At 63.0% G+C, this 19,362-nt stretch carries 14 protein-coding genes and 1 pseudogene; 9 read left to right on the top strand and 6 right to left on the bottom strand.

Annotation, left to right across the window (positions count from 1 at the left end; genetic code table 11):
- Positions 1-182 precede the first annotated feature (182 nt).
- The 3 genes from CD04_RS0107820 to CD04_RS0107830 all read left to right on the top strand — a co-directional run bounded on the left by CD04_RS0107820 (position 183) and on the right by CD04_RS0107830 (position 2,687).
- Positions 183-1,325 carry a tyrosine-type recombinase/integrase gene (locus CD04_RS0107820; protein ID WP_031405644.1) on the top strand — a complete coding sequence of 381 codons (1,143 nt, stop codon included), beginning with the start codon at positions 183-185 and terminating at the stop codon, positions 1,323-1,325.
- Positions 1,326-1,516: 191 nt separating this feature from the next.
- Positions 1,517-1,687 carry a WYL domain-containing protein gene (locus tag CD04_RS25205; protein ID WP_081857986.1) on the top strand — a complete coding sequence of 57 codons (171 nt, stop codon included), beginning with the start codon at positions 1,517-1,519 and terminating at the stop codon, positions 1,685-1,687.
- A gap of 94 nt (positions 1,688-1,781) precedes the next feature.
- Entirely contained in the window at positions 1,782-2,687 is a 906-nt protein-coding gene (locus tag CD04_RS0107830; protein WP_031405648.1) for a hypothetical protein, read from the top strand.
- Here CD04_RS0107830 and CD04_RS0107835 read toward each other — a convergent pair.
- The gene (locus tag CD04_RS0107835; protein WP_038167595.1) at positions 2,680-4,290 is read right to left on the bottom strand and encodes an AAA family ATPase; all 1,611 of its coding nucleotides are present in this window, start codon (positions 4,288-4,290) and stop codon (positions 2,680-2,682) included. The two genes, CD04_RS0107830 and CD04_RS0107835, sit on opposite strands and share 8 nt — an antisense overlap.
- A 435-nt stretch (positions 4,291-4,725) precedes the next feature.
- On the opposite strand from CD04_RS0107835, the gene CD04_RS0107840 reads away from it, so the two are divergent.
- Positions 4,726-6,222, top strand: a complete 1,497-nt coding sequence (locus tag CD04_RS0107840) for an IS5 family transposase (protein WP_231480588.1) — start codon at positions 4,726-4,728, stop codon at positions 6,220-6,222.
- 21 nt (positions 6,223-6,243) lie between these two features.
- On the opposite strand, the gene CD04_RS0107845 is transcribed toward CD04_RS0107840, so the two are convergent.
- The 3 genes from CD04_RS0107845 to CD04_RS0107855 form a co-directional block, all read right to left on the bottom strand.
- Entirely contained in the window at positions 6,244-7,110 is an 867-nt protein-coding gene (locus CD04_RS0107845) for a Druantia anti-phage system protein DruA (protein ID WP_031403796.1), read from the bottom strand.
- Entirely contained in the window at positions 7,107-8,801 is a 1,695-nt protein-coding gene (locus tag CD04_RS0107850; protein WP_031403797.1) for an IS66 family transposase, read from the bottom strand. The genes CD04_RS0107845 and CD04_RS0107850 overlap by 4 nt, the downstream gene beginning before the upstream one ends.
- 150 nt (positions 8,802-8,951) lie before the next feature.
- The gene (locus CD04_RS0107855; RefSeq protein WP_031405651.1) at positions 8,952-10,655 is read right to left on the bottom strand and encodes an IS1634 family transposase; all 1,704 of its coding nucleotides are present in this window, start codon (positions 10,653-10,655) and stop codon (positions 8,952-8,954) included.
- A gap of 411 nt (positions 10,656-11,066) precedes the next feature.
- Between CD04_RS0107855 and CD04_RS0107860 the strand changes: the two genes are divergently transcribed.
- The 5 genes and pseudogenes from CD04_RS0107860 (at position 11,067) to CD04_RS0107880 (ending at position 16,900) form a co-directional block, all read left to right on the top strand.
- A complete protein-coding gene (locus CD04_RS0107860) occupies positions 11,067-12,737 on the top strand; it encodes an AAA family ATPase (RefSeq protein ID WP_051849023.1) in 1,671 nt (556 codons plus the stop codon).
- A gap of 749 nt (positions 12,738-13,486) precedes the next feature.
- The gene (locus CD04_RS0107865; RefSeq protein WP_031405653.1) at positions 13,487-13,954 is read left to right on the top strand and encodes a hypothetical protein; all 468 of its coding nucleotides are present in this window, start codon (positions 13,487-13,489) and stop codon (positions 13,952-13,954) included.
- A gap of 127 nt (positions 13,955-14,081) precedes the next feature.
- Entirely contained in the window at positions 14,082-14,777 is a 696-nt protein-coding gene (locus CD04_RS0107870; protein WP_051849024.1) for a group II intron maturase-specific domain-containing protein, read from the top strand.
- A gap of 112 nt (positions 14,778-14,889) precedes the next feature.
- Positions 14,890-15,093 (top strand): annotated as a pseudogene (locus CD04_RS24490) (IS110 family transposase); the annotation flags it as partial.
- Positions 15,094-15,325: 232 nt separating this feature from the next.
- Positions 15,326-16,900, top strand: a complete 1,575-nt coding sequence (locus tag CD04_RS0107880; RefSeq protein ID WP_051849243.1) for a DNA cytosine methyltransferase — start codon at positions 15,326-15,328, stop codon at positions 16,898-16,900.
- On the opposite strand, the gene CD04_RS23115 is transcribed toward CD04_RS0107880, so the two are convergent.
- On the bottom strand, positions 16,858-17,319 hold the full coding sequence (locus CD04_RS23115; RefSeq protein WP_369792782.1) for a very short patch repair endonuclease: 462 nt from the start codon (positions 17,317-17,319) through the stop codon (positions 16,858-16,860). The two genes, CD04_RS0107880 and CD04_RS23115, sit on opposite strands and share 43 nt — an antisense overlap.
- 21 nt (positions 17,320-17,340) lie before the next feature.
- Positions 17,341-19,230 (bottom strand): AIPR family protein, encoded by a 1,890-nt coding sequence (locus CD04_RS0107885; RefSeq protein ID WP_231480501.1) that lies wholly within the window; start codon positions 19,228-19,230, stop codon positions 17,341-17,343.
- Positions 19,231-19,362 lie beyond the last annotated feature (132 nt).

Genomic DNA, 19,362 nt, shown 5'->3' on the forward strand with positions numbered 1-19,362 from the left:
GCGCGAGCCGCGGAATAGAACGGTCGTTCTATTTTCCGATCATTCGGATGGCCTGCCCGGAGGGAATCGAACCCCCGACCCACAGCTTAGAAGGCTCAAGATTGATCGCCTTGCAACCCGCATGAATGCTTGTTCTAATCATTTTCTGTCACCCCTTTGGGGGAATTGAGGGGGAATGGAGGATGGCGCATATTGAGCAACGACCGACAGGATGGCGTGCCCAAGTTCGTCGAAAAGGGGGCAAGTCGATCAGTCGCACGTTCGATCTTAAAGCCGACGCGGAGGCCTGGGCGCGGGAGTTGGAGCGCGAGATCCAGCGTGGCAACGTGGCGGTGTTGCGGCAAGATGCGCAGCGCGTGACGGTCGCCGCCCTGGTGGATGCATACAGCAATGGCCCGGTTGACGTCATGAAGTCCCGCGCATCGGTGCGCACGCGGCTGGTTGCAATCCGCGCCCGCTTCGGCGCCTACTTCCTGGGTAACGTGCGTGGCGTGGACGTTGCAGCCTGGCGTGATGCGCTGTTGAAGGACGGGCTGGCGCCGCAGTCGGTCATCCATCACCTCAACACGCTGTCGGCGCTCTACAGCTTTGCCGCGAAGGATCTGAGCATTGATCTGCCAGCGGGCAACCCGGTCAAGGCGGTGCGCAAGCCCTCGATGCCCAGAGCGCGAGACCGGCGGCTGCGCGCCGGCGAACTGGACGCGCTGCTGGCTGCGGCATCGGTGCGAGGCGCGGCTGTAGGCCTGCCGCAGATCATCACGCTTGCCGTGGAAACCAGCATGCGCCTGGGTGAGCTCATTGGCCTTGAGTGGTCGCGCGTGGATCTCAAGCGGCGAACCGCACACTTGGTGGACACCAAGAATGGCGAGAGTCGCACGGTTGCCCTATCCAGCGTGGCCGTGCAGGCGCTCGACGCCTTGCCCCGCCGCATTGACGGGCGCGTGTTTCCATGGAGGACGGTGAGCGGCTTCGAGACGATCTGGCAGCGTTGCGTCAAGCGCGCCCGACGTGATCACCTGTATGCCCTGCTTCGCGATCGACTGACGAGTGACGGTGCGGACACCGACGGTGAGCTGCGCGCGCTGATCTACAAGAAACGAGAGCCGTCCGCGCGAACGCTCAGGCTGCTGGCCGAGTGCGACAGGCGCAGTCCATTCCTCGCGGATCTGCGCTTCCATGACTTGCGCCATGAGGCCACGTCGCGCCTGTTCGAGAAGGGCCTGGGCATCATGGAAGTTGCCAGCATGACGGGACACAAGAGCTTGGCCATGCTCAAGCGCTACACGCACGTCGAGGCCGAGAAGCTGGCGGCGAAGCTGGGGTGAAGCCAAGCGCGGAGCGCAATCATGCAATGCGCAACAACATGCTGCGACACAGGTTGTCGCGTTGACTTCCATATTGACGCGTACATCGCATCCGGGCCGTTTCACCTTGGCGGTGCGGATGCCACCGTGCACTTGCGGTTTTTTGACCGCGCGGGGCATGCCCCGCTTGACGCCCTCTCGCGCCTGACCAACTGGTTCTCGGCCAGGATGATGATGGGCGGCTTGAGATCCAGGCCACACCCTTCAAGGCATGGCTCCTGGGCTACGGCGCGGCGGTCGAGGTCGTGGCGCCCACGGAACTGCGCAAGGACATGCAGGCTATGCTGAGGAATGCCGCGAAGCGATACCAAGGAGCGACGTGAGCGCAGACGCACCTCCCGTCGCAAGGCGCCAAGGCGATCCCTCATCGTCCCTGCGTCATGGATTGACGCAAGCAGGCCGTACGATGGTGGCATCATGTTCTCGGATCTGAATCTCGTCTCCTCCACGACCCTGGCCTATGCATGCCGCGGCTGCCACCGAATCGTGCACCGCGTGGTCGAGGATTGGCACCACCCATTGGGTGCCTCGAACTGCTTTGGCGGGCCTTATATGCACCACAGGGTCGAATTGCGGCGCAGCTGTCCCCACCCCTTTGACCACCTTCTCGATCCCGACAACAACCCCGAAGATCGCTCGGTCCACTTCACAACCGTGCTGTGTGAGGACTGCTACTCGCGCAATCGCAAGAGCTACGAGGCCAACCGGCAATTCCTCGACGAGTGGATGGCCGTCTATGCCCATCTCCTTGCCCAGGTGGACCGGTGGTGCCAAACGGTGGTGCCGGTATTCCAAGGCTGCATCGAGAACGCCATTTCGGAGTTCAATGTCGATGACTTGCCGCGAATTCTCGGCGCTGAGGAGTGTCTTGCCCTGGCAAGCCGACGTGAGACGCGCAACCGCCGGGACGAGAGACTTCGCAGAGTCCTCGATGCGCGTCAAGCCACCTTGGAGGCGTACATCACATCGGGTTTCCAACTGGATTCCCTCTGGGATTCGCAACCCTTCCAGCAAGCTCGCAACGCCGCCTACCAAAAGGCAGGAGTCTTCACCATGCTGGGCCCGGTGGGCATAGCCACGCCGCTTCAGCCGCCAAAAGTAAGTGAATACACCGTCATTCGTGCTCCAGGCTCGCCTCTCGGGAGCCGACCCGAGGAAGCGATACCCGGGCCTGCCTTGTGGGACTACCGGGAGTTTGACATCATCGCTTTGCTGACTGCGGCTGATGAGCAGGTCAAGCTCCCGTCGACCGACGACGCCGTAAGCCGGCTTCGCAAGAAGTGCTATGAATTGGCCAAGGCGAAGTTCCTGGTGCTCAAGTAGCGCCCAGACGCAGCGCTAGCGCCTCCTCCGCCCGTGGGCTCATCACGCACTCCAAGCGCCACTGTGCCCGCGTCCATCCAACGAACAGCCGGCGGCGCATCAGATCGCTGACCGCATCGAAGTCCATCTCCCCAATCACGACCACGGGAGCAGCCTGGCCCTTGAATCGATGCGCGGTGTCGGCAAGCAGGCTGCCGTTGCTGTACTGGGCGTTGCCCTGCTTGTCGAAACCCGTGAATTTGCGCAGCGCAAGCCCTGCGATCTCATCGGTCTTCAGCAATTCCGAGCGATCCAATCCATGCAGCGAAAGTACGGCCATTTGCTCGGGCTGGATGCCCTCGTCGAGCAGCCCGTGAATCACCTCCGCGGTCCTTGCCAGACCCGCATGGTCACCATCTTCCCAGACGTGGAAGCCCGGCACATCGCCGTCGAGGGGACAGCGCGCCTCGATCCGCTTGCTGGCCAGCCCGAAGGCCCGCACGGCTGCGGTGATGTTGCGCGGACTGCGGAAGTTGTCCGGGCAGGACAGCGTCACACACCCCGGATCCGTCCAGCAGGTGCGTCCATCGAAGAGCCGCTGATCCTCATCGCCCAGCAGATAGGCCTGCCCGCCGGGGCGAAGGCCCCGCAACAGGGCGTCGACCCACGCAGCGTCCAAGTCCTGCAGTTCATCGATCACCATCACGTCGAACTCGGACTCATGCTCCGTCTGCGTGTACAGCGTCTCCATGGGCGGAAACACCCCCGGACTTCCAAAATCCGGTTCGCCCGGTCTCGCCCGCCACAGCCGGGTCGCCAGCTCGTGGAACGTCGCCACCTCCACCTGCTCCGGCAGGATCTGGCGCAGGTGCAGCGCCAGCGGCCGGTTGAAACACACATAGCGAGCGCGCTGGCCGGCCTCCGCGGCGCGGAGCAGCAGGCCGTGCGCCAGTTGGGTCTTTCCTGAACCGGCAGTCGCCTCGATGCGGATGCGCCCCGCGGGCACGCCGATTCGCCTCACCCAGGTCGCCAGGCCCTGGTACAGCCGGGTGGTGCTGCGATTGATCCAATCCACGCCGGCGGATACATCGGGCGCCAACGCGAATACATCGTCCAGGAAGCGCATCAACCGCGCCACCTTCGGCGCGTCGTGCGGCGCATGCGGCGCCGCCTCGATGACGCGCTCGCACAGCGCGTGCATCTGCCCGGCGTCGACAATGCGCTCCCGTGGGTAGCCCACGCTACCGCCCGCGATATCCTGGTCCGGCAGCACCAGCAGTTGCGCGACGTACACGTGCAGGTGCTCATCCTTGAGCCGCTGGCGCAGCGCGGCGTGCTGCACCCGGGTCTGCTGCGCCACGTCCTTCACCCGATCCCCGTACCGCTTGTGCAAGCCCTCCGCGGTGAGCTCGACCGGACCTGCCTTGATCTCCACCAGCACCAGGCTGGCGTTCGGGCACAACACGATGGCGTCGATCTCGCCAAACCACTGCACCCCATCATGCACGGAGGACCACTCGACCCCATGGAACACCGCGTAGTCGGCAGGCAGACCCTCCGCCAGAAGCTGTAATACCTCCACCTCCCGCTGACGCCCGAGGCCTTGGGGGTGAATTCCGTCCAGAGGGGGGGGGCAGGGTTGCCATGTATCAGTCTCCTGGAATGGGTTGTGTCAAGCGGTGGTGCATCGAGAACCGGGCCACGAAGCAGCGACACGGCCGACTTCGATCATACGAATCCGCCTCGGCAAGTCGTTTGCATTTTGCGATTCCAGAAGGCCTCCCGCGGCCACCCGTCTCACAAATGCCGGCCCCACGCAGGGGCCGCCGTTCGCCTGCGACACGACTTGTCGCCATGCCCAGGCACCATGCGGTCATCGCTGCAGGGACGGGCTGCCCGACTTCGTAAAGATTCGGTGATGACGTCGGCAGCCGTTACCGAGTCGGCCCTGAAGAACCCCCGCAACCCGCATGAATACGGGGTTTCTGGGGTGATTGCCGATGGTGTGAACTCCCAGTCTGATTTCCAATAGGGGCTGTTTTCTGGGAGTTTTGCCGTGATGTTTGCCTGCCCTGCCACCGACGATTTTTTCCGCGCACGCATCGACCACATGATCGATCTGCGCCATCCGCTGGCCGTGCTGGCCTCGCGCATGCCCTGGCAGGAGATCGAAGCAAGGGTGGCGCAGACTTTTTCGCGCAAAGGTCGTGCAGGCGTGGCCATGCCCGACCTCGATCTCTTCGGCGAACAGGTGCAGCGCGCGGCTGTGCCCAGCAACGCCGGGCGGCCTCGCGTGGCGCTGCGCATCATGATTGCGCTGCTGTACCTCAAGCACGCTTTCAACGAGTCCGACGAGGGCGTCGTCGAGCGCTGGGGCGAAACGCCGACCTGGCAGTTCTTCTCGGGTCAGGCGTACTTTGAACACCACCAGCCTTGCGACGCCACCACCCTGATCAAGTTTCGCAAGCTGCTGGGTGAGGACGGCGTGGAAGAGCTGCTGGCGCAGACCCTCAACGTGGCTGTGGACCTCAAGCTGATCAAGCCGCAGGAATTCGCGCGGGTGATTGTGGACAGCACGGTGCAGCACAAGGCGATCGCCCACCCCACCGACAGCCGCCTGCTGGAGACGGCGCGCACCAAACTGGTCGAGGCGGCCAGGGATGCGGGGATTGCGCTCAAGCAGACCTTTGCCAAGGAAGGCAAGGAGCTCAGCCGCAAGGCCGGGCGCTATGCGCATGCCCGCCAGTTCAAACGCATGCGTCGGACCATCAAGCGCCAGCGCACCATCGTGGGCCGCTTGCAGCGCGAGATCGAGCGCAAGGGCAGCGCCATTGGCCAGGCGGTGCGAGAGGCACTGGGTGAGACCTTGCACAAGGCCCAGCGCATCAACGCCCAGAGCGGCCAGCGCAAGGCGGCGGATGGGCAACCCAAGCTTTACGCCTGGCATGCGCCGGAAGTGGCCTGCATCAGCAAAGGCAAGGCCCGAACGCCCTATGAGTTCGGGGTCAAGGTGGGCATCGCCAGCACGCTCAGGGGCAATCTGATCGTGGGCGCCCGGGCCTTCCACGGCAACCCGTACGACGGCCACACCCTGAGCGAGCAACTGGAGCAGGCCACGATCCTGATGCAGGACAGCAGGTCAAAGCCGGCAACCGCGTTCGTTGACCTGGGCTATCGGGGCGTGGATGCTGACAACCCGGATGTGCATATCGTGCACCGGGGCAAATCCAAACGCATCAGCAGCAAGGACAGAAAACAACTCAAGCGGCGCCAGGCCATCGAGCCCATCATCGGCCACCTCAAGAGCGATCACCGCATGGACCGTTGCCCCCTCAAGGGTGAGCAGGGCGACCGGTTGCACGCCGTGCTGTGCGCGGCAGGCTACAACATCAAATGGCTGCTGCGCATGATCGCCAGGAAGGGGGTGCCCTTTGTGCGTCGGCTTTATTTGCGCCTGTGTCAGGCTGCGTACTTACGCCCGAACTGGCATCAGATGCTGCGCGAACTCGCCTGCTATGCGCTCAACGGCCCAGCGCTGCGACTGGCCGCCGCTTGAAAATGAATAAATCAGGGCCGACTACCGACGCAGGATGGCTGCGTAGTCGGGACGCAGCGGGTACAGCCAGATGTCCTTGATGGGCAGCGCCTGTTGGTGCGAGAGGCTCTTTTTGCCGCGGCCGGTTGTTTTGCCCACGAGGACCCAGTTGGCGGCCTTGTAGCAGGTGCCTTTGTGCCTGGGGCTTTCGACGAAGGTCTCCAGCATCACGGGCGAGTAGCCGTAGCGCTGCTGCCAGTCTTTGGGCAGGCGACGCGCGGCGAGGGCCAGGATCTTCGAGGCAAGCCCTTTGGACTGCACCCACGGCAGGATCAGGAAGCGCGTGTTGTTGACGACGCGCTGCAGGTTGTTCTGCCGCTGCTCGTGATTCCAGCCGATGAATCGTTCGCGATCGGCCAGCTTCCAGGCGCTGGCGCCGAAGCTCAGCAAGGCAACGAGCCGGTCGCCAGCGTAGACGTTGTAACGGATCTGGCTGCCCGACATGGGCGTGTAGCCCAGGTAGTGGTAGCGGGCCACGTATTCGTTCCACAGCTTGGAGGCCGCGCCGACACCGGCGACGACCTCCAGGCGCAAGGCATCCAGAGCATGCACGGGCATGTCGATCGCACCTTGCGCATCGGTGGCTGGGGTGGGGTCGAACTGCGCCCGGCGCCGCGGGTGAGGCATCTGTGAGGGTGGCAGCGTGATCAAGCCGTCAGTCTGCATGCGCAGCATCGCCACGCGGCAACTCATGTCGCTGAGGCGTCCATCAGGGCGGCGCCAGTCCAGCATCTCGCACACCCTGCGCGACAGCGGCGCGCGCTTGAGCTGGGGGTTTTGCGCCATCAGCCAGGCGATGGCGTCAAGCTCCTCCTGCGTGAACACGCGCCCGCAGTACCGTTTGTTCATGAGCTGTCGATTGTTGCGCAGGCCACGCCGCGCATCGCGCTCAGCCGGGTTTCATCCATCCGCCAGGGCAGGAAGCGGTCGAGGTCCGCCGGCATGCAGCCGCCCGCGTGTGCGCAGGCATGCAGATACGCGCTCAGCCAGGTGCGCGGATTGAGCCCCCACAACTCCAGCGTGCCGAGCACACTGCGCATCGTGGCGGCCAGCTGCCCCGACCACTGGCTGCCCGAACCATAGAAGTTCTTGCGCCCGACCACCGCGGGCCGCAGCGCGCGTTCGGCGGCGTTATTGTCCAGGTCGATGGCGGGATGATCCAGGAACAGGATCAGTCCCGCCCAGTACGTGCGCAGGGTACGCAGCACCTTGTGCGCCGCGCCTGCCAGTGCCGTGTCGGCCAACTCATCCAGGCAGCGCTGCTCCATCGAGGCCACCAGCGCGCGCGTCTCGGCATCGCTGTCCTTGAAGGCAGCGTCGCCATCCGCCCATTGTTGCCGCCGCCGGGCGTGCAAGGCGTACAGCTCGCCGATGAGCCCGACCCAACCCATGGCCCAGTCCCACAGCGCCGGATGCTCGTTGGCCGCGCGCAGGAAGTCGCGCCGCTGGTGCGCCCAGCAGATCGACAGCTTCACCCCCGGGTTCAACCGGGCGAACTTGCGGTACGAGGCGTAGCGGTCGACACTGAGAATCCCCTCGTCCACATGGTTGAGTGCGGCCGCCGGCACCGAGGCCGAGCGTGAAGGATCGAGCACAAAGCACACCGCAGTGGCCGACTGAAACACCCACAGGTACCAGCGATGCCCGACCTTGCCGGGCTCCTCCTCGAACACCTCCCAGCGTGTCTCGTCGGCATGCCAGTGCGAGCCACGTCGCAGCTCATCCAGGCCAGCCTCGGCCACCGGCCCCAGCAACGGCCACAGCATGCGCAGGCCCTCGGTGAGCGTGCCCTGCGCGATGTGCAGCCCATGATCGTCCCAGTCCTGCAGCAGCCTGTGGCTGGGCTGCCCATAGAGAAACTTCGACAGCAGTGCCTCCACCCAGACCGACACGCCCAGCTTGCCCCGTGGGATGAGTTGCGCCGGCGGCGGCGCCGTCACGATGCCGGGAAGTGCGCCGCAGCAGCACAGCGGCCGGTAGCGGTGCCGACGGACGATGCGGCGGTACGCCTTGACCTCGATCTCCAGAATCTCGGCATCCTGCGTGCCGGGAAACGCGCTCAGCCCCAGGCCGCAGCGTGGGCACGTCGTCTGCAGCGTCACCTCCTCAACCCTGGCCGGCAATCCGCCCAGGCGCGTGCGGCCGTGACCACGCCGCCCACGTTGCTGGCCCCGCGGCCGTGGAGGGCCAGCGCTGACCTGGCACACCGCATTGATCGAGCGCGACTGTTCCGTCTTGGCGCCAAACACACGCAGGCGAAGGTCACGGATCTGCGCCTGCGCGGCCTCCAGCGCCGCCTTCAACTCGGCTTCACGCTGCGCAAATCGCGCCTTCTCGGCCTGATGCCGACGTTCCACGAACTCGATGCGTGCCACGGCTCGCGCATGCAGGGATCGGTATGCGTTTGCCCGCTGCACCAACTCGATGTGCTCGCGCCTGGTCAGCGTGACCAACTCCTGGTCATAGGGTTTCGGCGTCGGCCGTCTTGCGTCGGGCACCGTCCCGATCGCCGAGTCCAGGTCTGCGGCTGTGTCGTTCACAGCAAACAGGGTACGGCGAAAAAACTTCTGTGTCCAGCACGTTCTGCTCGCGACTCGGTCAGCCTACGTCATCACCGAATCTTTACCCGACTTCGACACTTCCGGCACGCAAGTTATTGATTGCATTGAAAGCAAGCTTCCAAACGCAGACTACAGAACAGGGGCATGAAGGTCGGCCGGTATGGGAGTTGGCAGTGACAGGTCGGCGAACAGGGCCTTTTGTGCAGGCGTGATCTCGGTGAGTCCGGTGGCGGTTTCGCCGTCAGCGGATTGGACTGTCTGCTGGTGGATGGCGCGCAATTGCTCGAGCCAGCGGGTCGGCGAGCCCTCGCGCCCGGCGGCGCGCAGCCGCATGCGCATGACGCGGTGCAGGATCAGCGCGATGAAGCAGATCAGCGCATGGGCGCGGATGCGCCTGGGCAGGCGGTGGTAGACCGGGCCGATGGCGATGTCGGATTTGAGCACGCGGAAGCCGCGCTCGATGTCGGCCAGGCTCTTGTAGCGCTGCACCACCTCGTCGGCTGGCGCATCGGTGTTGGTCACCAGCAAGAGCTTGCCGTCGAGCAATTGCAGGTACTGCTTGCGCGCTTCGTCGATTTGAAAGCTGAACAGCTTGCCCTGAAGGTCGACTTTGACCACGTGGGCCATGTTGGCTTCTTTGACCGCGTGATAGAAACGCGCGGTCGCCCCCGAGTCTGATAGCGGCCGCCCGCGCCGGCGCTCTCCAGCGTCCTGCGCGTCGAGGGTTCCGCTCCACTGCTGGCCCAGCGCGATGAGTTCGGCAAGCTGCTCCTCGCGCTGCTGGCGGCGGCGCGCGGCACCCTCCGGGTCGTGCGCGACGACCAGGCGCTGCTGTTTCCACGGCAACTGCGCCGCCCAGGGTTTCGTGCTGTCCTGGGTCGCGGCCAACGTGCGCAGATCGTCGGCGAACTCGCCGTAGCGCGCAGCCGGCACGGCCAGGATGTACTGCACCTCGACGTCGCGCCCCTCGGCGCGCAATGCGTCCTGCAGCGCGCCGAGCTCCTTGAGGTTGTCCAGGCTGAGCAGTCCGCGATCGGCAATCAGCACCACGCGCTTGAGCGGGTAGCGCGCCAACAGTGCGCGAATCATGGGCAGCAGTGTCCTGGCCTCGGCCGTGTTGCCGGGGTGGACCTCGTGGGCGATGGGCAGCCCGTCGGCGGTCTGCACCAGCGAGAGCATGAATTGACGCTCCACCTTGCCCGACTTGCCCATGCCGTGCACGCGCACGTCGCCGGGCAGTTCGCTCTCGCCGGCAACGCTCACCGTCGTGAGGTCGTAGAACACCACCGACAGATCCTGATCGACCAGCGGGCGCAGCAGCATCGACAGCCTCTCGCCAAGGGCGCCGGCGTGCTCGTCGATCACGTCCATCGCCCGCAGCAGGTGCTGGTGCTGCGGCGCCTGCGAGAAGGCGAACTCCACCGGCAGGGCCACCGTGTCCAGCCAGCGCAGCACGCCGAGCTTGCTCTGCGCGTCGCTGAGGCGGTTCCACACCATGGCGCGCAGGCACCCCAGCACGTCGACCTCGGTCTTGGACCTGCGCCAGGCACTGGCCAGCTCATCGAGTTCGAGCTGTTTCCACAGCTGCGCCAGCGCCCACACGTCGCCGGCCTGGCGGCTGGCCAGAAAGCGCAGCCCTTGCAGCGACGAAGCCGCAGGAGCGCGGCCCTGGGCGCGCTGCAGTCCGGCGATGAGCTTGTCCACGTCGCCCCCGACGTCCAGACGACCCAGCGTGCACACCGTGCGCTGACGCGGCTGACCGGCGTCGTTGCGAAACGATTCCACGAGCTGGGCGTAGCGCCGACCGCCGGACTGGGTGATCTTGATGAACATGGCCGAAGTGTAGCTGGCGCGCTCCGCGAAATCAACTACACAACAGTGACAAACGTGCCACTACACGCAATCAACGAGAAACGGCCTCACGGTGCACTCAAGTCATTGATTCAACACGCCCCGGTCGGCGTGCCAGCGCCGCGCACAGACCAAAATCGGCCCGGAAGTGTAGAGTCGAGATGTGGCGCGCCGACCGTAGGTCCAGGTTGTCTGTTTGCCGCCCCTTTCGTCTGGCGGTGCCCGAGTACCCTCGCCATAGCCACGTTTCCACACCCCGCTCATCGAACCCGGCGTGCCGATTTCCGGCACCGGGCTCTCGGACAAGGCGCTCATGCCTTCGCACACGGCCAGGATGACACCGCGGACTGCCTGGGTTCGCTGAACAGCAACAAGGCGGTTGCGGCATTGGCCGTGATTCTGGATCAACCCGAAGCCGCCATTCGCCAGGCGCTGGCGCCACGCGGGCAGTTGGCCCAGTCCGGATTGCTGACCCTTTCCCGCGGCAGCCACGAGCAGTTGACCGGAAAACTCGAGATGCTCTCCGACCAGTTCAGCGACTTCATCCTGTCGCCGGATGTCGAGCCGCTGTCGCTGCTTCGCGGCTCCGTGGCTCCGAGTGCGGCGCCGACTTTGAACCTCGACGACTTTCCGCATCTGGGACTGGACCTCCGGGTGCTGAGGCAATACCTTCGCGTGGCCCTGCGCGAGCGCAAGACAGGCGTCAACGTGCTCGTCTATGGGCCGCCGGGAACGGGGAAGACGGAACTGGCACGCGTTCTTGCGGCAGACATCGGGTGCGAGCTCTTTGAGGTCTCCGCCGAGGACAACGATGGCGACCCGATTGGCGGCGCGCGGCGACTGCGTGCGTACCAGGCTGCCCAGCGCTTTCTCGCCCAGCGCGAGGTGCTGGTTCTCTTTGACGAGGTGGAGGATGTCTTCGAAGTGGCGGAGCCGCGCATTCTCTGGACGCAACGCGGCGCAAAGACCAACAACACCAGCAACCGCAAGGGCTGGGTCAACAAGGCCCTGGAAGCCAATCAGGCACCGACGCTGTGGCTGACGAACTCCATCCAGGGCCTTGATCCGGCCTACGTGCGACGCTTTGATCTTGTCATTCAGGTCTCCATTCCGCCGCTGTCGGTGCGCACGCGGATCGTGCGCAAGGCGTGCGGCTCGCTGGTTGATGACTCAACGCTGCGCAATCTGGCCGAATGCGAGACGCTGGCCCCTGCCGTGCTCACGCGCGCCGCAAGCGTGGTGGCGGCGGTCGGTAGCGAGTTGGCGGTCGCGGCACGGCCGAAGGCACTCCTGCGCCTGGTCAGCCATACGCTGCAGGCGCAAGGTCACGCCGCTCTTGCGCCCAACCCCATGGCGGGGTTGCCCGAAGGGTATGACCCGCAAGACGTGCATGCTGATGCTGATCTTGTGGAGTTGGTCGGGGGCATCCGCCGCTCGGAGAGTGCACGCATGTGCCTGTATGGCCCACCTGGGACAGGGAAGACGGCCTATGCGCGCTGGCTCGCCCAGCGACTCGATCGACCGCTGTATGTGCGGCGAGCCTCGGACCTCCTGAGCAAATGGCTGGGCGATAACGAGAAGAACATCGCCAAGGCATTCCGCGAAGCCGAGGCCGACGGTGCGGTGCTCCTCATCGACGAGGTCGACAGCTTCCTGCGCAGTCGCCTTCGAGCCGAGCGCTCCTGGGAGACGTCACTCGTGAACGAGATGCTGACGCAGATGGAGGCATTCAACGGCGTGTTCATCGCATCCACCAACTTGATGGACGACCTCGATGAAGCCGCGCTGAGACGCTTTGACCTCAAGGTGAAGTTCGGTTATCTCGATGCGGCGCAGGCCCGGGCGCTGTTTGGTCGAGCATGCGCGGCCCTCGGGGTCGACGTCCCGACTGCGGACGACGGCGCTCGGCTGAACCTGCCGGCAACGCTCACCCCGGGGGACTTCGCCGCCGTCATGCGCCAACATCGGTTCCGCCCCATCGCCACAACGATGGCACTCGCAGAAGCTCTCGAAGCGGAGTGCGCGATCAAGCATGCGCCCAAGCGTGCCATAGGGTTCAAATGATCGCCGCGGCGGCACCTTGTCGCTCAGCGGTGCCGACGACGCCACCCAGCAAGGAGTCAACCGGTAAGCTCACCGTCGATCCTCAACTCGGCTTGCGGTAGGGGCCGCGGTCCGACGCTACTTTCAGCGATATCAGTGGCTTATGCTGTTCGCGCCGGCGCGAAGTTGAGCGGGGCGCCGATTCTTTTGTGATCAGGTTCTGGCTCTCTCTGATTTCGTCGCGACTGATGTCCCGGGCAAATACCCCGGACCACGCGCTCGCCCAATCCAGAGGAGTGGACGGATTTGGGCCGTGGCGCAATTGACCGCCGCACCGGCAGATGCCCGATCAGGCATCGTGCCGAAGGTGTGCTGTCCCCCGTGCTTGGTGTCGACTGCACTTGGCTAATGGAAATCCGTAGGGCGATCAATTCCGTGTCGGTACGCACAAACGCCATGGCCGATCGCTGCGCAAGAAACACAAGGATCCGTGCCAGACCAGAACCGCACTGAGCATGTCGCCGAGCATGCCTTAGCCCCCGCGGCGGCTGGTCCGTCGCAAGCGCCGTCCGCCGACGACGATAGGCCTGCGAAGCATCTCATCAACTAGCGCTTCCACGACAGCCGTTTCGAGCCAATCGTGGACTATTGAGATACATTCACCGCGTGCCTGCGGGCATCACCTGCGCGTCCACGATCGTGCTAAAAAGCCGTCCATGATCGCCCAAATGCGCACAGAGGCTTGTGAACTATTCATAACGGAGCAATGAATGACAGAAGGAACCAAGAGCGCGCGTGTCAAGCGGAAACCGCCCAAGCCGGGGAAAAAGCAGCGCGTCCAAATCGAGACGGCTGCGCTTCCCCCTTGGTTGCAGAGCTATGCGAAGCGAATTGACGAGTTCGAGATGGGGTTGATCCAAGATCAAGAACTGTTCAATGGAACGAAGTCCTTTAGCTCGCTGCATGAATGGTTCGATGACATCAAAAATCAACTCGATGAAATCAAGGAAGTCATTCTTCGCTATGAGGCCGATGTGCCAAATGCTGAATTCAGGGCGGATCTTCTCGATGAGGTAATTATCCTTGAGGATCAAGCATCGACATGTAATTCGCTCAGAGGGTTGGATGATTTTTGCGACCAGACACCCATATCTGGAGATTTTTGTCGATTGCTGGAGAATTTGCACACGAGATTTCAGGATCGGGTATATGCGTTGATTGAGCTGCTGCGCGAATAGGAAGTCGCGAGCGCGTATTGCGCGCGATCGTCAACGCAACGCGCCTTAGAACACTGCCTCTGTTAACAATCTCTCTCACGAACATCCGTAAGCAATGGGGTGGACGCCCCCACCCACTGCGGCATCGATGTGCCAAGGTGGAGGTGTCATCAGGTATGCCGACGACTTCGTGGTGACCGGTATCTCCAAGGAGGTGCTGCAAGCCAAGGTATTGCCGGCAATCCAAGCGTTCATGGCTGAGAGGGGGCTGGAACTCTCGCAAGAGAAGACCAGGATCACTCACATTGAGCAGGGCTTCGACTTCCTGGGTCAGAACGTGCGCAAGTACGACGAAAAACTGCTGATCAAGCCGGCGAAGAAGAGCGTGAAGGCGCTTCTCGAAAAGGCTCGGGAAATCATCAAGAAACATGCAAGCGCCACACAGGTGACGGTCATCAGGTTGCTCAACCCGATCATCCGGGGCTGGGCCACGTACCACCGCCACGTGGTGGCCAAAGCAAGCCTCACGACAGTCGACCATCACCTCTGGCACCTTCTCTGGAGATGGGCACGACGGCTCCATCCTGCCAAAGGCGCCAAATGGGTCCTCAGGAAATACTTCCATCGCGATGGTGGGCTGGCTTGGGCATTCGCCGCTAAAGGACCAGACGACAGGCAATCTCCTCGGCTGCGTCTGTTTAGGGCCATGACGATACCGATCACCCGGCACGTCAAGATCAGGGCCCAGGCCGACCCGTACGATGCGAGCTGGAAGCCATACTTCGAGCGACGCCACGCCATGAAGAAAACCGTCAAGTCGTTCGGTGCCACCCTGTGGTGCTGAAAAATGGCCGTATGAGGAGTGACTCTCATGTACGGTTCTTAGGGGGCGGCGGTGCAGCAATGCACTGCTGCTACCCGACCAGTTTCACGGGGTCGACGGGCGAGGTTAAGCCGTGCTTCGCAAATAGCTTCGCCGCGGCTAGGCAGCACCGTCTTTTGCAAACCTCCCGTCCTGCTTGGTAGAAATGGAGGCGTGCGGGAGCTCGCACCACTGGGCACGCAAGATCGAGGCGCTTGGCCACAAGGTCAAGCTGATCGCGCCACAGTTCGTCAAGCCCCACGTCAAAAGCAACAAGAGCGACGCTGCTGATGCTGACTGATGGCCTGCACCAGTGCGTCGAGTCCTCCACGCCAGCGCGCAGGTAGCCAGCCTTTAGCTGTCCCTCGCGCGCAATTCCATCCTGTACCGCTTCCGGTACCCGTCTGCAATCGTCGGTGGCGTCCATCTCTCTCGAAGGGCGCGTGCATCGAATGCCCCTGCCAGGGGCTCGGAGCACCCAAGCGATTGGCGAGCCTGGTACGATCCGTGAAGAAGGCAATCAGACATACATGGCAATTCCTATCATTGACCTCTTTGCAGGCCCGGGCGGGCTGGGCGAGGGCTTCGCCTCGCTGACTGGCAAGGACGGCCTCCCCGCGTTCGATCTTCGTCTGTCGATCGAAAAGGACCCGGTCGCGCACCGCACCCTGCGGCTCCGCGCCGCATACCGATTGCTGCGCAGCACCCCTGGGGAGCACCACTATTACGACTATGTACGCGGTGACATCACAGCAGACGAGTTTCTGAGGATTCCCGCGGTCAAAGCCGCCATGGATGAAGCCGCCGAGGAAGCGCGCTGCCATGAACTTGGACGGACGCCCGAGCAGGTCGTCGACCGTGAGATCCTCCGTGCGCTGGGCGGTCGAACCGACTGGGTTCTGATTGGCGGCCCACCCTGCCAAGCCTACTCGCTGGCCGGACGCGCGCGCCGCACGAACGACGCGTCATTCGCCGACGACGTCAAGCATTTCCTTTACCGGGAATATCTGCGGATCATCCGAGCGCATCATCCCGCGATGTTTGTGATGGAGAACGTGAAGGGGCTGCTCTCCTCGACGCATTCTGGAAATCCGATGTTCACTCGGATCCTTGACGATCTTTCCGTTCCGCATGAAGGGGTCGAGTACGAAATAAAGTCATTCGTGAAATTCGATGATGGCCTGGGTCTCGCACCCGCGGACTACCTGATCGAGTCCGAGCGTTTCGGTCTTCCGCAGGCTCGCCATCGCGTGATCCTTCTAGGGATCAGAAGGTCGCTGGGCGCGCGACAAGCTCGACTCCTCTCACCTTCTCCACCAATCACGGTGGTCGAAGCCATTGGCGACCTGCCCCCCATGCGGAGCCGGCTTTCGCGCACCTCCGATTCCAAGGAGGCGTGGAACGCAGCCATCCTGCAGGCTTCCTCTTTGGTGAGAGGCTGGAGCGCCGGAGGAGTCCGAAGGATCACATCGATCATGCGAGCCGCATCGGATACAGCTGCAAGTCTGGACTCGACGGGTGCCCGATTCGTTCGAAACGCCAGTTCGAACCCACGCGGCAATATCTCGCCCCAAGCCCAGACCTTCCGAGATTGGGTGATGCGACCCCTCGTGGGAGGTGTGCTGCAGCATGAGGCGCGCGCGCACATGGCGAACGATCTTGCACGCTATCTCTTTGCTGCAAGCTTCGCAAGCGAATTCGGCTACTCGCCCGGCCTTGCGAACTATCCGCCGGCGCTGCTTCCAAAGCACCGCAATGCGGTTACCTCGGATGGATCCTCCCCGCCATTCAACGATCGATTCAGAGTTCAGTGCGCGCATCAGCCCTCCTCGACCGTCGTTTCGCATATAGCGAAGGACGGCCATTACTACATCCATTACGACCCGTCCCAATGCCGCAGCCTGACGGTCCGAGAAGCTGCTCGCCTGCAAACGTTCCCGGATGATTACTTTTTCGAGGGGACAAGGACCCAGCAGTACACGCAGGTGGGCAATGCCGTGCCTCCGCTGCTCGCTCGGGGAATCGCTGAGCTCGTCCGAGATCTTCTGCAGAGCAGCTCGAATCAGGGAATTTCCAGCAAGCTGGTCGCTGGCGCAGCAGCCTGACCCTCAAGCCAAGCGCGGAATCTGGCGAGATTCGCGGCTTCGAGTCCATCTGGGCCGATCGCGCACTCCCAGAGAATTGCGACACGCCAACCAGCGCGTGCCAAGCTCTCGACTGCCAACGCGTCTCGACGAACATTGGCTTCGAACTTTGCCTGCCAGAAATCAGCCCGCGTTTTAGGGGTCGCAGCATAGCCACATCCTCGGTGCCGGTGCCAGAAGCATCCATGCACGAACACTGCCACCCGAAAACGAGGAAGCACTATATCGGGTCGCCCCGAAAGATCTCCGCGATGAAGACGAAATCTGTAGCCAAGTGCATGCAACTGACGCCGGACTGCGAGCTCGACCGCCGTGTCCTTGCCGCGTATCGTCGCCATCATTCGACTGCGCTTCTCGGCTGTCACGACATCGGCACACACCGCGAACTCCCCGCCGTGAGATCAGCTCGCCTTGAAGCCTTCCCGCTGCGCCTTTGTTTCGACCGCTACCAGCTTCTGACACTCGAAGGACTGAGGAAGCCTCGACGGGATCAAGGCGGCCTGACGCAACAACTTCTGCTCTGACGGCGTCAAAACGAGCGCTGAGTTGTCCCAGGCGAGCAATGCCTTCCAATAAGTGCCCCCCTTCTCGACGACGTATGTCTGTGCCTCAATATCGTTCATCATTCGCTGGTCCTTGCGGGCGGAACGCCGTTCGGACGCGGCTTCCTCGCGGCTCTCCAGTACTGCATCGAGCCTCGCCAACTCTCCGAGCTGGACATGCTTGCGCATGTCCTCCCAGCACCGTTCGCGCTTCGCCCATTCGGTGACATTGACGACATTGTTTGCGGCCGATGCGGCAATCAATCGATCCTGCACTCGCCGCGCGCCCGCCACCAGAAACTCAAACAACTCCGCCGGCAAAGACTGCATGCGCCAGATCTTCTGCAGATCGAGTGCGCGCCCCACTTCGTGCAATCGATCTTGGAGCAATGCCAGGGTGTACGTCACAGTCTGTGCGCGGTACCCCTGCGCGTACCAGTCTGCCCGGCGTACCCCTTGCTCAAGCTGCCGGAAGAGTATGAGCTTCGAAACGGCATTCTGAAACCAAGTGTCGCCGAACTCCAAACCGTCGTCCTTCCAGCTATCGGCAACCCATTCGGCAAACCTCGCGAAGTTTTTCTGCGCCCCGGAGCTGACCACATGGGGAAATCGCCGGAACGTCATCTCGGCCTTTGCCAGATCGGTCTTCTCGATCAGTTGCTTCCTGGGATTCTGATGGTCGAATTCCCTCTTCTTCGCGGGTGTCATGTAGAGCGTGGCATTCGCGTACTGTCCGCGAGCCCTCTCGTAGTACCAGTGTGTCTGCGCCTGCGATCCCCCGACAGCCGGGGCCCACATGCGCCGCGAGATCTTCTCGACGCGCACATGGAAAGGATGGTTCGAGAAGAAGTCTGCCGCGCTGACCTTGTTCTGGCTGTTGGCGTACTCCGCAATGCGGGGGACCACAGCGACTACATCGTCGGGCCGCACCACGGAGAGTTTCATCTGGACCTTGACACTGTCTAGATTCCTACCCCCCTCCTTTCTCAGGACGTTGTAGATGGACGCGGTGGTCTGTCCGCCATTGACGATTTGGAGATGTCGGACGGATTGCAACATGAGGGCGCTTCCATCGGCTTCGAGCCGCGCCTCCGCCGCGGTCGCGGAGATGCCGTTGTTGTAGGCAAAGAACATCCCCGGCTCCTCAAGGATTGTTCGTCTGATTCCCTTGTTCACCGAACCCTTCGCTTGGAGAAAGGTTCGCACGTTCTGCTCAAGCAGCCTCGCACCGTAGCGCTCGTAGATCGAGGCAAGCCAGGTAGCGGGAATAACGGCAAGGTATGAATCCACGCTCCCTGAACCGCCGGAAGGCAGGCACGGCAGCGGCTCCGAGAACATCTCTACGAAATCGATCCGGATCTCCTCCGGTTCCTCGTCCGTGAGCAGCCGCGAGATTGCACGCAGATCCCAGACTTGGTACGACCACTCGCGCCCGTCCTCCGTCTTCGAGGGAAGCTCCTTGATGGCGGACGACAGTACGGCGTCGCTGAGGAGGTTAATGCGCACTCTTGTGATTGCGGGCGCCCGCTGTGCAAGATCCCTGGCCAACCCCCATGCCGGGTGCGTGACCTCGATCTCGGCAGCAAACTTGGGAGTGAGGGCGCTGTCGAAGAATGTCTTGGCACGCCGTGTAATGGTTTCGATATCTGTGCGCGTCAATGAACTTGGCCCGGGCATGCTTCGGTAGTCAGCGACGAAAAGGTCACACGTCGCCTCGTCTTCGGCGAATCCGTAACCGTCGATTCGCATTCCGCGCTGCTGGAAGAAGCAGGGAACGAACTCGGCAACGGCCCCTTCATCCTCGAGTGCCTCGCAGACAATGGCAGCGAACGCTGCCTCGGAGAAATCTCTCGAGACATCAGCTCGCGCACCGACCGCCTG

Origin of the sequence: Thiomonas sp. FB-Cd (assembly GCF_000733775.1) — a bacterium.
Classification (GTDB): domain Bacteria; phylum Pseudomonadota; class Gammaproteobacteria; order Burkholderiales; family Burkholderiaceae_C; genus Thiomonas_A.